Source organism: Devosia sp. T2-14, from assembly GCF_055397495.1.
Genome location: NZ_AP027921.1, coordinates 346,867 through 361,309, shown reverse-complemented (window position 1 = coordinate 361,309; position 14,443 = coordinate 346,867). Strand labels below are relative to the sequence as shown.

Genomic DNA, 14,443 nt, shown 5'->3' with positions numbered 1-14,443 from the left:
CATAGACGCAAGTCATATTGTGTATGTTGGCAGGGCGATAGATGTCGGGTGCAGGATCTGCACGTCGTTTGCCAGCATCGCCGTCGCGGTTCCGATGTTCTCATCGGTGCCAAGGTTGCGGGCGTAGCGGGGATGGGCGCCCGATGACACCTGCAGCCGAAGCCGGTGCCCGGGGCGGAAGTTGTGACAAGCGGCGTGCAACGTGAACTCCAGCCGCCAGCTGCCATCGGGGTCACGCGGTGTTTTTGGGGTGACTCGGATCAGGCCGTCGCAGATGTTGGTGGAGACCCCGTCGAGCCCGACGTCGCAGAGCCGCAGGAAGAAATCGACATTGGGCAGGCTGGCGCGCGCGTGCAGCGATACCGGTGCTTGGCCGATGATCGTCAGGCCCTCGGCCAGCGGCTCGGAGGTGTAGACCAGCACGTCGTCACGGCTTTCGCGCGGGGCGTTGTCGACGGGCCCTGCGCCGGTGAAGGCGAACATGTTGCCGCCAATATTGGGCGTCGGATCGGCCGGGTCGTAGCGATAGCAATCGGGCGTTCCGGAGGTGGCGGGTATCGGGCTCAGGCCTCTGCCAGGCTGGATGTGCCAGGTCTGCATTCTCGCCGGGGCAGGCGGGTAGCGGTCGTATTCGCGCCACTCATTGAGCCCCGAAATGTGGATGCTGACCGGCTTTTCGCGCAGGCCGCTGCTGTCGCCCAATAGCTTTGCCCGCATCCAGATCAGAGTTTCGCGCATGCTCTCGCCCTGCAGGTCGTTGGCGATATGCGTCCAGGGACCGACGGTGAGATATGGCGTGTGGCCGAGTTCCAGGAGCCGCTGGTAGTCGCTCAGCAGCTGATCAAGCATGAAATCGTGCCAGCCGGACAGGAAGTAATTGGGCGGGGTGGTCGGGCTCAAGCGGTGACGATGATCGAGCGCCGACCAGAAGGCATCGTTGCCGATGGCATCCTTGAACCAATGCCGCCAGAACGGCACGCTGTGGCCCACGGCCCGCACGTCCGCTTCGATCAGGGGCAGGGACATGGCCGCCCTGGCGGTGCGTTTTTCCACGCCGCCGGAGAACATGCTGCCGGTCATCTTGAGCGAGTTGCCGCGCAGGCCTTCGATAACCTGCACCCAACTCAGCCAGAGCCCGAGATGGAAGGCACCGGCAGGAAACACCACGGATTGGAATTCGGCACTGGTGACCTTGGTGGCCATGGCCGAGACCTCGGGCAGCGCGTCACAGATGGCCCATTGGGCATAGCCAAGATAGGAGGGCCCCGACAGGCCAAGCCGCCCGTCGTACCATTTCTGCTGTTCGATCCAGCGCAGGGTGGTCAGCCCATCGGCGCGTTCATTGACCAGCGGGTCGAAGTCGCCGCCCGATTTCTCGGTACCGCGACACGCTTGCAGTACGACGTGAAAGCCCCGCTCGGCGTAACACTCGGCGACCGTGCCAAACCCCTGGCGTCCGTAAGGTAGGCGCATCAGTATCGTGGGGTGCTCCCCCGGCGCGCGGGGCGAATAGACATCGGTCATCAGCGTCACACCATCGTCCATCGGCAGGGCGATATCGCGTTGACGGCTTGTGGGATAGAGGCGCGGCGGCAGTCCGTACATCTTGGCGAGGATCAGACTGCCGACGCTCATCGGTCACTCCACGAAATCGAATTTGTCGACGTCGAACAGGCCGCGATCGGTCATCTTGAGGTGCGGGATGACCGGCAAGGCGAGGAAGGCCACCTGCAGGAACGGCTCGGGTAGGACGCAGTCGAGCGCGTAAGCCGCCGAGCGCAGGTCATGCAGGTCGTGGGTTACCTGCTCGAAAGGTTTGTCGCTCATCAGGCCGGCGATGGGCAAAGCCAGTTCGGCAGTGACCTTGCCGTCATCGGCGACGGCAAAGCCGCCACCCAAGGCGATGAGGCGATTGACGGCCACGGCCATATCTTCATCGGTGGCGCCGATGACGGTGATATTGTGGCTGTCATGGCCGACCGACGAGGCGATGGCGCCGCGCTTGAGCCCAAATCCCCTAACGAAGCCGCGGCCGATATTGCCGTTCTTGCCGTGGCGCTCGATCACCGCAACCTTGAGCACGTCTTCCTGCAGGTCTGGCTGGGTGCCGCGCTCGCTGACCGGCAGGGTAGCGCTTTCGCGGAAGGTCAGGATCAGCCCGGGTTTGACGCCGATCACCGGCGTCTGGTTCTGGTCGGCGCGAGGGGCGACGATGAAGTCGTCGGCCGAGACCGGCTTGGCCTTCATTGAGGTGAGGCCAACCGGCGCGACTGGTTGGCGCGCGGCAAACAACTGCGGCCCCACCAACCGTCCGCCCGTGACAACGTCGCTGACGCGGCAATCCTCAAGGCTATCGAGCAGGGCGATGTCGGCGCGCCAGCCGGGGGCCACAAGGCCACGGTCGCGCAGGCCGAAGATGCGGGCGGCCGAATGGCTGGCAGCGCGATAGACGTGGTGCAGCGGCCGCCCCATGGCGATGAGGCGGCGGATGGAACTATCGAGATGGCCTTCCTCGGCAATGTCGAGCGGGTTTCTGTCATCCGTGCAGAGCGCGACGAAGCTCGACGTGTTTTCGTCCAGTACTTCGGCGAGGGCCTTGAGGTCCTTGGAAACGGACCCTTCGCGGATAAGGATCGCCATGCCTTTGCTGAGCTTTTCGCGCGCCTCTCGGGCGCTGGTGGCCTCGTGGTCGGTGCGGATGGCGGCTGCGAGGTAGCCGTTGAGAGCGGTGCCGCTGAGGAGCGGAGCGTGGCCATCGATATGCCCGCCCTGGAAGGCGGCGAGCTTGGCCATAATCCCCGGATCGCCGTTGAGCACGCCGGGGAAGTTCATCATTTCCGCCAGGCCGATGACCTTGGGATGGCTGCGGAAGGGTTCGAGATCGGCCATCTCCAACGCTGCGCCCGACGTCTCGAAGCTGGTCGCGGGTACGCAGGACGACAGGTTCACCCGCACGTCCATCACGGTCTGCTCGGCGCAGTCGAGGAAATAACGGATGCCTTCAGCCCCGAGCACATTGGCGATTTCGTGCGGGTCGCAGATGACCGTGGTGACGCCGTGCGGCAGCACACAGCGGTCGAATTCGAACGGGGTCACCAGCGAGGATTCGATATGCAAATGGGTGTCGATGAAGCCGGGGACGGCATAGCGCCCCTTGCCGTCGATCACGGTCTTGCCCTCGTAGCGGGCGTGGGTGCCCACGATGCGGTCACCGACAATAGCGATATCGGTTTCAGTTACCGCGCCGGTTATGACATCGAGCAGCTTGATATTGGTGATGACCAGATCCGCTGGCTCCTTTCCCTGTCCGGCCATGATCATGCGGGTGAGGGTAGCGGCGGTGGTCATCGAAGATTCCTGAAGTTCGGTCATGGCCGACGTTCGGCTCCCCCGATGCCCGCGTCAAGGGCTGGTTGGGCTGGTGTGGGGAACCGTGGTGGGTGGCACACGTTGGTTCTGCAACTGACACAGGAGGCTAGCGTGCGAACCTATGACCCCCACAAGAGCGAGACCGACGTGCGGCAAGCCAATCCGCGCCGGATGAACCTGCGGGTTCTGATCATGTCCATCATCGGCATCGTGGTGGCTTTTGCGATCATTTACCTGATCTTTGCCGTCACCCAGAGCGGGCCGGTTTGATGCGATGAGACTGAAGAAGGTTGGCCGGGAGGCGCTTACCCTGACGCGCCAGCGGCGGGGATCGGGCTTCAGTTATCAAGACGGCGAGGGGCGGCCGGTTCGTGATCCGGCCGTTCGCGAGCGGATTGAGGCATTGAGCATTCCGCCTGCCTGGGAGCATGTTCGGATCGCTGCCATCCCCAATGCACATATTCAGGTGCTGGGCCTCGATGAGGCCGGCCGCGAGCAATATATCTATCATCCGGATTGGACGGTGCGGCGCGACAGCAAGAAACAGCGCCGCCTTGCCGCGCTGACCATTGCCCTGCCCAGGCTGCGCCGGAAGGTGGGCCATGGGTTGGCGGCCGAAGCTGGCACGCGCGACCTGGCGCTGGCCATAGCAGTGACCCTGATCGACAAGACGGCGATGCGGGTGGGGCGTGAAAAGTACCTTGAGAGCAGTGGCACGCGCGGCGCAGGCACGCTGTTTGCCCACGATGTCGCGGTGGATGGCGACGAGGTGTGCATGGCGTTCGACGCCAAGGGTGGCAAGCGGGCGCAATATTGCGTGACCGACGCGCGGCTCGCCGACGCGGTCAGGCGCATCAAGGCGCTGCCGGGCAAGCGCCTATTGGTCTATCGCGACAGCATGGGCAAGGTTCGTCCGATCAAAACGGCGGCGATCAACGACTATCTGCGGGCTCTGTCGGGGGCAGAAATTTCGGCCAAGGATTTCCGTACTCTCCATGCCAGTGCCATGGCGGGCGAGGCCTTGGCGCAGCTTGAGGCCGGGGCAACTCCTGCCGCGCGAAAGCGGCAGATGGCCGAGGTGACCCGTCAGGTGTCGGAGGTGTTGCGGAATACGCCGATGATTTGCCGGAAGTCCTATATTGCGCCGTGCCTGTTCAAACTGTTCGACGCCGGCAAGCTGGCTCCGATCTGGGCCGAGGCAGGGAAGGGACGCGCCGGGCTGTTGGCGCGCGAGAGCAAGTTGGGTGCAGTGCTTGCGGCGATGGCCTAGGCCGCCCGGGTGCGGGACCGGCGCGCGGGCGCGTTGGCCTTGTCGGCAAAGATGGCCGTGATCTCTTCGGGCGCGATGCCGCCGGAGAACAGGAAGCCCTGCAGCGTGTTGCAGCCGAGGCGGCCCAGGATATCGGCCTGGCTCTCCGTCTCGACGCCTTCGGCGGTAACCTCGATGTCCATGGCGTGGGCCAGCGTAACGATCGCCTGGGTGATCGCAACGGAAACGTGCCTATCGGCCAGTTGGCTGACGAAAGAACGGTCGATCTTGATACGGTCGACGGGGTAGCGCTTGAGGTAGGACAGCGAAGAATAGCCGGTGCCGAAATCGTCGAGCGCGATGTGGATGCCGGAATTGCGGAAGGTCAGCAGATTTTCCGACGACACATGCTCATCGTCGAGCAAAATGGACTCGGTGATCTCCAGTTCCAGATCCGCCGGGCGCATGCTGGTCTGGTTCAGAATATCGAAGACGAGATTGGCAAATCGCGGGTTGCGCAACTGGGTCGGCGAGATGTTGACCGCGATGGTGTGGCCCGGGGTGGTGGCGCCCAGCTCGCAGGCCCGCCGCAACACGAGCTCGCCCAGTGCGTCGATGAGGCCCGTGCTCTCGGCGATGGGGATGAAGCGCCCGGGCGAAATCGGCCCGTGCTTAGGGTGGTTCCAGCGGGCGAGGGCCTCAGCGCCAATGACCTTGCGGCTCTTTTGATCCACCAGCGGTTGGAAAACCACGAACAGCTGGTCATCGAGCTTGAGAGCCTCGCGCAGCTCACCTTCGATCGTGTGCTGGAGCTGCAGCAGCTCGTTCATCTGCTCTTCGTAGACCACGGCACGATTGCGCCCATTCGCCTTGGCCTCATACAGCGCGATATCTGCCTTGCGCACCAGTTCGCGCGGTTCGGCATGCGCAGCGGCGGCGTTGACGATGCCGATGCTGACGCCGACATGGGCCTTGAAGTGATCGAGGTCGAAGGGACGGGAAATGGCTTCGATGATCCGTGCCGCCATCACGTTGACATCGAACTGGCGGTCGCCGTTGACGGTCAGAATGGCGAATTCGTCGCCGCCCAGGCGGGCAATCTTGGCGCCGGACCCCACGACGGCGCGCAGCCGGCGGCCGACGGCGCAGATCAGCTCGTCGCCTGCTTGATGACCCAGCGTGTCATTGACCTGCTTGAAGCGGTCGAGATCGAGCATCATCAGGGACACTGTGGTGCTTTGTCCGTCGGACAGGACGCGCGCCAGGTGCAGATCAAAGCTCATGCGATTGGGCAGGCCGGTCAGTCGATCGTGAGCGGCCTGGTGTTCGGCGTGGCGACGCCCGGCCTCCAGAGCGGCCGAAGAGCGGCGCAGCTGGCCCAGCAGCAGGATTACCAGAATGGCGGCGACGATGAAGGCGGCTGCGAGTGCCGGACCGGTTTGGCGCAGCATGGTTAGGCCGGGGCGGTCGCGCTCCCACTCAAAAAAGGCGATGAAGCGGCCGGCGTCGTTGAGCACGGGGTGAACGCCCCGGTCGCTGCCGGTGGGACGAACGAGGCTGAAGCGACCGTCCTCGAACAGATACTCGCTGCTGAACTGGGCGGCGGTGACGGCATCGAGAAACTGCACGGCCGCAATCAGTGGCTCGGTGCCCGCAGGCTGCCGGATAGCACCGGAGTCGGACACCACGGTGACGAGGCCAATAATGGCGGGCTGGCCTTCGATGACGGCAAAATCCGTCAGGGTGCGCGGCGATGTTGGGCCGCCCGCCCAGACCTGTTCCGCCGGCATGGCCCGGATGCGGTTGACCATTGCCTGGATGGGGCTAGCCATCGGACGGAAGGCGCTGATCTCGGCGGCGACACCATCCTTCATCAGGTAGAGGGGCTGCGCCGAGGCATCGAGCACCACGGTGCGGTTGTGGCCGAAGAAGTCGTAGGTCCAGCGGCCCAGGTTACCGTCGACCCACTCGAAGTTGAAAGACAGGCGCGTATTGGTCACCGCGTCGTCGGAGGCACCAACGCTGGCGAGTTCGTGCTCCATGCGGCCGCGTCGCGCGTCGATGACTTGCGCCAGCATGGCGGATTGCCGCTCGAAGGCGCGCTGATCGATGTTGGCGGTAGTCCAGAACACGAAGGAGAGAACACTGGCGACCGTTATGATCAGAACCAGAACAACAGGCAGCAGAATAGCGGATGAGAACCGCCAGCGTGCGCGCGTTGACGTTTGGGGCTGCATAAGGTTGACCGGTTTTCTCCCTGTGGCCGGCAAACTATAGGCCGACTAAAATTGCGGACTGGTTACCAAGAATGCCGCAGAGCAACCCGTCGTCGACGGAGGGCGAGTGGTGGACTAGTATTGGCCTCAATACCGTCTGGCCCGATCGAAGGATGCAACATGACCAAAGTCCGCGCCCTGGTTCTGGAGCGCCAGCACGAACTGGCTCTGCGTGATATCGAATTGCCGCTCGAGGTCGGGCCCGGCATGGTGCGCATCGCCATTCATACCGTGGGGGTCTGTGGCTCGGACGTCCATTATTACACTCATGGCAAGATCGGCCCCTTCGTTGTGAACGCACCCATGGTGCTGGGCCACGAAGCAGCGGGGACGGTTGTCGAGGTTGGCGAAGGCGTCACTCATCTCGCGGTGGGCGATCGCGTTTGCATGGAGCCCGGCATTCCCGATGCCAATTCGCGGGCTAGTCGCCTGGGCATGTATAATGTCGATCCTGCGGTTAGGTTCTGGGCCACACCGCCTATCCATGGCGTGTTGACGCCCGAAGTGGTTCATCCCGCCAATTACACGTTCAAACTGCCTGATAATGTGAGCTTTGCCGAAGGCGCGATGGTCGAGCCGTTTGCGGTGGGGATGCAGGCGGCGACCAAGGCGCGGATTACGCCCGGCGATACGGCCGTGGTGCTGGGAGCGGGGCCGATCGGCACGATGGTGGCGATCGCGGCGCTAGCGGGTGGCTGCGCGCGAGTGATTGTCGCCGATCTTGCCCAGCCCAAGCTCGATATCGCCGCCGGGTATCAGGGCGTCATTCCGGTCAATATCAGCCAGACCAGTATCGTCGCCGAAGTGGCTAGGCTGACGGACGGCTGGGGCGCCGATGTGGTGTTCGAGTGCTCGGGCTCGCCCCACGCCTGGAAGACCATCATGGACCTGCCGCGCCCGGGTGGCGCTATTGTCGTGGTCGGCCTGCCGGTGGATCCGGTCGCGGTGGACATCGCCGCAGCCTCGACCAAGGAACTGCGGATCGAAAACGTCTTCCGCTACGCCCATCAATATGAGCGCGCCATCGCCCTGATCGCCTCCGGTAAGGTTGACCTCAAGCCGCTGATTTCCGGGACCTTCGATTTCGAGGAGTCCATCGTGGCGTTCGACCGGGCCGTCGAGGGGCGGCCGAGTGACGTGAAACTGCAGATCAGGGTAGCGAAGTAGGATCCGGCCGGAACCAAGCCTTGCTTTGCCGGGTTGTGAGGCAAACTTCACAACCCAGGATGCCCATATGGATGTCGGCAACGAAATCGGCTTCGTCCAAACCTATCTGCCTCAACATATCATCGCGATCCGCCTGCTGATTGCGGCAGCGCTGGGGGCGATAATCGGCTTCGAGCGCGAGGCTCATACGGCCGAGGCAGGGTTACGCACCCATATTCTGGTGGCCGTGGCGGCGGCGCTTTTCACCATCCTCACCTTCGAGATTTTCCACACCATCGAGCCGGGCGCGACCGGGCCACAGGCTGATCCGATCCGCGCCGTCGAGGCGGTGACGGCGGGCATTGCCTTTCTGGGGGCGGGCGCGATCTTCCGGTCTGGCGGCAATGTGCTGGGGATCACCACAGGCGCGGGCATGTGGCTGGCTGGCGCGGTGGGCGTGGCGACCGCGCTCGGCTACTACATCATTGCCCTTGGCGTGGCCTTGCTGGCCGTGCTGGTTCTGGCGGCGCTGCGTGTCTTTGCGCATAGCATCATCGGCAAGCAACCTGGCGGGCAGCGCGCCGATCTGTCCTAGCGGGCCGCGGGGAGAAGCAGAAATCCGGTCAGCAGCGCCGAGGGACGTGCGCGCCGCCGATCTGCCTCTCCCCCCGTGCGGTTACGACCGGGAGGTGTCGCAACCGCGGTCCCGCGCCATCGCCCATGGGGGTGGGGCTGGCGTCTCCACGATCCAACAGGGGAGGATCGTGATGGGTAAAGTGGCCGGAGAGGCGCCTGGGAATGCAGGAGCGGTCCGAAAACCGTCTTGCAGCGACTCTACCGGCCGAGGCATGCAACCTGTGGACGCAGGCGTTACATGCCAACCGCATCCAGGCGCTGCGTGCGCGCCCAGTAGCTGACGATGCCGGCGACCTCGCGCCGATAGGCGTCGAGTTCAGCGTGGCGAAAGAACACTGCCGAAGCGCCCGCCCGTTCCAGGGTCTCGCGGGCCTGGCGGTCGAGCGGAACGGACATCACCACGATCGGGACGCCTTTGGGGCGCCACATCGTGTGATGGGCGGTGATGAAATCGAGATTGGCGCTGCTGTGTGCCTTGAGGTCGACGATCACCAGGCTCGGCCAATTGGCCGTGGGATCGGACAGCACGGCATTGAGGGCCGCGCTGCCGACTTCTGCACTGGCATAGGTGGTGACATCGGGCGAACCGTGCGCCAGCAGCATCCGCGTCAGCAGGTGAGCGGAGTGGCTGTCGTCATCGATGAGTGCCAGGAACGGCACGTTTTCCACAAAATCGTTCAACCTGCACCTCGTTGCACCGCCGCAATGCGGGACAAAGCCGAATGAGAAGGCCGACGGCCACTCACGTGGTCGACAGCTGGGCCGTTTGTTGTTCAAATACAGTGTGGTCTGGGAGCGGCGGGGGGCGCTTGGCCAACCGGCGAGTTGCCGCGTTCTGCACGTCGACGGTCGGCCTATGCTTGAAGCAATGCGGTGCGCCTAGGCAAACTAGGGTAAAGTCGACGTAACGAGCGCTTGTGTTTTACATGTAACGAGTCACTATTGCCCCGTAACCTGGAGAGGCGGGTGACTGATCTGGCGCATAAGCGCGAGGCGATCCTGACTGCACTCGAGCGGCTGCTCGAGTGGCCCGAAATCTCGCGCTCTCCCCAGCTCGCCCGGTTCCTGGACTACATTGTGCGCCGCACGCTCGACGGCGACGAGACGTCCATCAAAGCCTATTCAATTGCCGTTGACGTGTTCGGGCGCGGTGCTGATTTCGATCCGCAGGCCGATCCCATCGTGCGGGTGCAGGCTCGCCGGCTGCGCGCCTTGCTCGAGACCTATTACACCGGGCCAGGGCGCGATGATCCAACCCAGATCAGGCTGCCCGTCGGGCGCTATGTGCCGGACTTCGTGTTTGCGGGGGAGCTTGCTGGCAGCACCGAAGCTGCACCTGAGGCACAGGCGAAGGCGTCAACGAAAAGCGCGACAAGTCAGTTGCCATTGACGTGGTATGCGCTGGCATTGATCGCGGTTGTGGCGGCGACAACGGCCTATGCCATATCATCCTGGGGGCCGGGCAAGGAGCAGACGGACGTTCTGCAGCGGCCTTCCGTTGCGGTGGTCGAATTCCAGAATCTGGCGCCGGGTGGCGCAACCCCGCCCCAGGTGGCGGGATTGGCGGTCGAGCTGGTCACCGATCTCGACGAGTTTCAGGACCTGACAGTGCGGTATGGCGGTGGGGGCGAAGCTAATGCGGCCATGCCCAACCTGCCGACCAGCGACTTCGTGCTCACCGGTATCGTCCGGCTCGATGATGCAGTGATGCAGTATAGCGCCATCCTTACCGAGAGCCGGAGCAGCAGCGTGGTGTGGAACCAGACATTGGCCGTGCCGGTGCTGGAGGCAATGTCACCGCAGGTGCTCGACAAGGTTTCGCGATCCCTCAGCCTGGTTCTGGGCAGCCCGCGCGGCCCGCTGCATGCGCCGGCACGGCAAATGCTGGCCAAGGGCATGCCGCCGGCGGGAATGCAGAGTTCCTACATGTGCCGTGTGCTCTACGGGCTCTATCGCGAGAGCGGCAAAACCGTGGACGCGGAGCAGGCCAGCGCCTGCTATGCAGGCCTGCCCGAAATCGACAGGGGCACGCCCACCGCACTCGCCGCCAGCGCCATTCTCAAGGCGGAAACGGGCGCGGCGCCTCTGGTGGACCGCGAAGCAACGGCGCAGGACATGCTTGATCAGGCGATTCTGCTCGATCCAACCAACGGCTTCGTCTGGGAGCAGCAGGCGCGCCTGCACGAACTGGAGGGGAAGAATACTGCCGCGCTGACCGATTTCAGTTCATCCATCCAGCTCAACCCGGCAAATGGCGATGGACTGGCGAGCTTTGCGCGTCTGCTGGCGCTGGGGGGGCACCTGGCTGAGGCCGAGGCCATGTCGCATGAGGCCCTCAGCAGTTCGCCCAATCCGCCTGCCTACTATTTCGGTGTTCCGGCGCTGCTGGCGCTGCGCGACCGCAACTTCGATGCCGCCCGGGAATGGGCCGAGCAATATGCGCAGTCTGATCGTGAGCTCGGGCCGATCCTGGCGGTCATGGCCGCCCAGGGGAGCGGCAATACCGATGTGGTCAATCGCTTCCTGCCGCAGGTGCTCGACCATGCGGCCTTCCGCGCCAGCGGGATCATGCCTCGGCTGCGTCAGCGGATTTCCGACGATGCCCTGCTGGAAGCCGTTCGCGATGCGCTGGTTCGGGCGGGCGTGCCCGAGCAGGCGATGGAACAGGGTGCCCAGGCTAGTGCGCGGACGACTGCGAAAACAGGTTGATGACCAAAACGCCCGCCAGGATCAAGCCGATGCCGATCAGCGCCGGCAGGTCCAGCGATTGGCCATAGGCGAAGAAGGCAATGATCGATACCAGGACGATCCCGACCCCTGACCAGATGGCATAGCCAACACCGACCGGAATGGTCTGCAGCGCCAGCGAGAAGAAGTAGAAGGTCACGCAATAGCCGACTACCACGACTATCGACGGCACGAGAACGGTGAACCCCGCCGACGCCCGCAGGAACGAGGTCGCGATGACCTCGCCGACAATGGCAATGCCCAGATAGATTGCGCCGTTCATCGGGTTTCCGCTCCAAACAGGGACTGGGCGAGCGCGATGAAATGCTGGCCGCGTTCCTCGAAATTCTTGAACTGGTTGTAAGACGGTGCGCCCGGCGACAGGATCACTGTGTCGAAGGCTGCGCGATGCTCATGCAGCGCCTTCATGGCGGCCTCGAGATCAGGCTCGCGCAGCACTTTGACCTGCGGCGCAGCAGCCTCGGTCGCGGTCGCGAGGCGTTCGCCGGTCACGGGCAGGCAGGCCAAGGTGGTCACGCCATGCCCGGCCAGCAGCGTTGCCAGCTCAGCATAGTCCTGCTGGCGTTCGTGCCCTCCGGCAATCAGGGCGATGCGGCGGCCGTGATAGGCGGCCAGCGCCGCCTTGGTGGCTTCGGGTGTCGTCGAAATCGAGTCATCGACGAAAGTGATACCGCCGAACAGATGCTCTTCCAGGCGATGGGGCAGGGGCTGGAACGCCGCAATGCCGGCGACAATCCCCTCAATGGTGCCGCCTGCGGTCAGCGTGATCTGCGCGGCAAGTCGGGCGTTGTCGAGGTTATGTGCGCCCTTGAGGCGGGATGTGGCAACGGCGTGGTCGATAGCCGTGCTTTCCTCTGGCGTCAGGTTGCGGATCAGGCGCCGCTGGTCGCGCAGGGCGGCAACCACCAGGCCGTTGGTCTTTGCCGCAGCGCCCAGCGCCACGGGGAACCCGCCTTCGCGATCGATTAGGTGCAGCTTGTCGCGGAAGTAGCGATCGACGGAACCATGCCAGTCGACATGTTCGGGATAGAGGTTGGTCACCGCCGCGATGTCGGGCAGGAAGCTCATATCGGCGGTCTGGTAGCTCGAGAGCTCAAAGATCACTACGGGGTGCTGGTCGGCGATCTCGAGCGGGGCCAGGCCCACATTGCCCGCCAGGCCGGCGTCGATCCCCGAACTGGTCAGCATCAGATGCACCAGTGTTGCGGTGGTTGACTTGCCCTTGGTGCCGGTGATGGCGATCACCATGCGGTTCATGCGGTAGGCCGCGCCCCACAGATTGAGGTTGGACGTCACCGGAATGCCCGCGTCGCGGGCGATGTCGAACACGTCCTTGTAGCGCGAGACGCCCGGGCTTTTGACGATCACCCCGAAGCGATGTTCCTTAATGGCATTCACCAGCTCGGCTGGCTCGATCACCTCGGTGTCGGGAATGTCTGCCGCGCCGCTATCGACAGTGACGAAGACCTTGAGGTCGGGCTGGCGTGCCCTGAGGAAGGCCCGGGTCGATAGCGCTTCGCGTCCCGCGCCATACAGCAGGATGGGTTCTTCAAACCGCATAGGCGGCCACCTTGGCGGCAAGGGCAGGGGGAATGTGGTGGTCGTGACTGTCGGTCAGGCATTCCGCCATCGCCAGCTGCAGCTGGGGTTCGCCATACTGGGCAAAGAGATCCGCCTTGACCGCGCGGACCACGGCAGTCTCGTGCCAATCGGCATGCCGGGTCAGGGTGTAAAGGCAGGCAGCGGCCTCAAGGATTTCTCCGACGCATTCCCACGGCTTCTGGCCGGCCAGCCCAGCCAGTTCGCGGAACGAGCCCTCATTGGCCGGATTGTCGAGCAGGTCTTGGCCGAAGATGGAGAGCAGGCGATCCTTTGGCATGAAGGGCGCAAAGATCAGGAACACGAAGTGGCACTTCGGGCATTCGCCACACCATAGCGGACCATCATGTCCGGACAGGCGGAAGTTGCGGTTGCAGCTCGAAAAGACGTGGTCGAACTTGGTTTCGTGGGTGAAGAGCGAGGCAATCCGCGCTTCCGAATAGGGGCGGAGCAGGCTGAAATATTTCAGCGCACCACCGGTGGCGTCGCTGAGAATGGCAGCGATCAGCAGCTCAAAGCCCAGTGACTTGGAATACTGGTGATTGGTCTCCCGCCCGTCGAACTCGACATTGCCTTCGCTGGCTGAGCGCTCGTTACTCAGCACGATCTGGTTGTAGCCGTAGAGGACGGAGCAGAGCGCCGCGATCATTGAGTTGATGGCCGTCGAGGGGACGTGACCGTTGTAGTAGCCGGGCTCGCTGCCCAGCCGGATCATCTCGGCATCGAGCTTGCGCGTGACATAAACCGGCGCGATGCCGATCTTGTCGACTGAGGTGAGGATCGGGCCCTTGGGATTGACGGCGAAGGGGCTGAACTCCACCCCGACATGGCTCAGCAGGTCCACGCTCACCAGCGAGTCCTTGCCACCGCCGATGGGCAGGAGGGTACGGTTGGGCAGGGCTATGGCCGGCTGCACGGAAACAGGCTCGTCGGCCGCCGTGATCGACAGGCGCCCGAAGCGCTGCAGGTTGTTGCGGGCATAAAATTCGCCCAGCCCGTTTTCATAGACGTCAATGGCGAAGGCGCGTTCGGCTTCGCTCAGCGCAATGGAGGGGGCGGCGATTTCGAATGGCGCCTTGAGCTTGAAGTAGCTGACGCCAAGCACGATGGCGGTGAGATCGAGCAACTTGCCGAAAGCGGGACTAGCCGCCATGGCCGGATCGGCGACGGGGGGTAGGGTCAGCGTTTCGCGGAAGCGCTGGCCGGCCAGAACATAGGTAAAGCTGGCGGTGCCGCTAGCCAGGTCAAATTGGGGGCGCTCGATGAGGAATTGTTCGGTCAAGGCTCGGGTCACTCGCGGGATTACTCTCCCTATACGTGATTTGCGTCCGTGGCGGGAGTGGGGCCTTTCGAACGTGTCGAAATTGGCAGAACCTGTTCGTCGTATGGTCAGAGGCCGTGACAGGCCTCAACCAACCCA

12 protein-coding genes are annotated in these 14,443 nt (G+C 63.7%); 5 read left to right on the top strand and 7 right to left on the bottom strand.

All coding sequences use genetic code 11. From position 1 onward, the window contains the following. Positions 1 to 12: 12 nt before the first annotated feature. Positions 13 to 1,635 (bottom strand): CocE/NonD family hydrolase, encoded by a 1,623-nt coding sequence (locus tag ACZ5WT_RS01785; RefSeq protein WP_464285676.1) that lies wholly within the window; start codon positions 1,633 to 1,635, stop codon positions 13 to 15. A 3-nt stretch (positions 1,636 to 1,638) separates the two neighbouring features. Beyond that, positions 1,639 to 3,348, bottom strand: a complete 1,710-nt coding sequence (ade, locus tag ACZ5WT_RS01780; RefSeq protein WP_464285675.1) for an adenine deaminase — start codon at positions 3,346 to 3,348, stop codon at positions 1,639 to 1,641. 132 nt (positions 3,349 to 3,480) lie between these two features. Between ade and ACZ5WT_RS01775 the strand changes: the two genes are divergently transcribed. After that, complete coding sequence (locus ACZ5WT_RS01775) at positions 3,481 to 3,639, top strand: hypothetical protein (protein WP_464285674.1); 159 nt, start codon at positions 3,481 to 3,483, stop codon at positions 3,637 to 3,639. 4 nt (positions 3,640 to 3,643) lie between these two features. Continuing rightward, positions 3,644 to 4,639, top strand: coding sequence for a DNA topoisomerase IB (locus ACZ5WT_RS01770; RefSeq protein ID WP_464285673.1), 996 nt, complete (start codon positions 3,644 to 3,646; stop codon positions 4,637 to 4,639). Here the strand turns inward: ACZ5WT_RS01770 and ACZ5WT_RS01765 are convergent. Then, on the bottom strand, positions 4,636 to 6,750 hold the full coding sequence (locus tag ACZ5WT_RS01765) for a putative bifunctional diguanylate cyclase/phosphodiesterase (protein ID WP_464285672.1): 2,115 nt from the start codon (positions 6,748 to 6,750) through the stop codon (positions 4,636 to 4,638). The two genes, ACZ5WT_RS01770 and ACZ5WT_RS01765, sit on opposite strands and share 4 nt — an antisense overlap. A 264-nt stretch (positions 6,751 to 7,014) precedes the next feature. Between ACZ5WT_RS01765 and ACZ5WT_RS01760 the strand changes: the two genes are divergently transcribed. Both ACZ5WT_RS01760 and ACZ5WT_RS01755 read left to right on the top strand, forming a co-directional pair. Beyond that, positions 7,015 to 8,061 carry an NAD(P)-dependent alcohol dehydrogenase gene (locus tag ACZ5WT_RS01760; RefSeq protein ID WP_464285671.1) on the top strand — a complete coding sequence of 349 codons (1,047 nt, stop codon included), beginning with the start codon at positions 7,015 to 7,017 and terminating at the stop codon, positions 8,059 to 8,061. Between the two features lie 67 nt (positions 8,062 to 8,128). After that, complete coding sequence (locus ACZ5WT_RS01755) at positions 8,129 to 8,635, top strand: MgtC/SapB family protein (protein WP_464285670.1); 507 nt, start codon at positions 8,129 to 8,131, stop codon at positions 8,633 to 8,635. A 275-nt stretch (positions 8,636 to 8,910) separates the two neighbouring features. Here the strand turns inward: ACZ5WT_RS01755 and ACZ5WT_RS01750 are convergent, their stop codons facing one another. After that, a complete protein-coding gene (locus tag ACZ5WT_RS01750; RefSeq protein WP_464285669.1) occupies positions 8,911 to 9,357 on the bottom strand; it encodes an ANTAR domain-containing protein in 447 nt (148 codons plus the stop codon). Between the two features lie 285 nt (positions 9,358 to 9,642). Between ACZ5WT_RS01750 and ACZ5WT_RS01745 the strand changes: the two genes are divergently transcribed. Next, positions 9,643 to 11,385 (top strand): hypothetical protein, encoded by a 1,743-nt coding sequence (locus ACZ5WT_RS01745; protein ID WP_464285668.1) that lies wholly within the window; start codon positions 9,643 to 9,645, stop codon positions 11,383 to 11,385. On the opposite strand, the gene ACZ5WT_RS01740 is transcribed toward ACZ5WT_RS01745, so the two are convergent. Genes ACZ5WT_RS01740 through ACZ5WT_RS01730 form a run of 3 tightly spaced genes read right to left on the bottom strand, consistent with a single transcriptional unit; the run spans position 11,354 to position 14,305 of the window. Continuing rightward, positions 11,354 to 11,686 (bottom strand): SMR family transporter, encoded by a 333-nt coding sequence (locus tag ACZ5WT_RS01740; protein ID WP_464285667.1) that lies wholly within the window; start codon positions 11,684 to 11,686, stop codon positions 11,354 to 11,356. The two genes, ACZ5WT_RS01745 and ACZ5WT_RS01740, sit on opposite strands and share 32 nt — an antisense overlap. Further along, complete coding sequence (gene murD, locus ACZ5WT_RS01735) at positions 11,683 to 12,984, bottom strand: UDP-N-acetylmuramoyl-L-alanine--D-glutamate ligase (RefSeq protein ID WP_464285666.1); 1,302 nt, start codon at positions 12,982 to 12,984, stop codon at positions 11,683 to 11,685. The genes ACZ5WT_RS01740 and murD overlap by 4 nt, the downstream gene beginning before the upstream one ends. Further along, positions 12,974 to 14,305, bottom strand: coding sequence for a hypothetical protein (locus ACZ5WT_RS01730; RefSeq protein WP_464285665.1), 1,332 nt, complete (start codon positions 14,303 to 14,305; stop codon positions 12,974 to 12,976). Before ACZ5WT_RS01730 ends, murD begins: the two co-directional genes overlap by 11 nt. Positions 14,306 to 14,443: the final 138 nt, after the last annotated feature.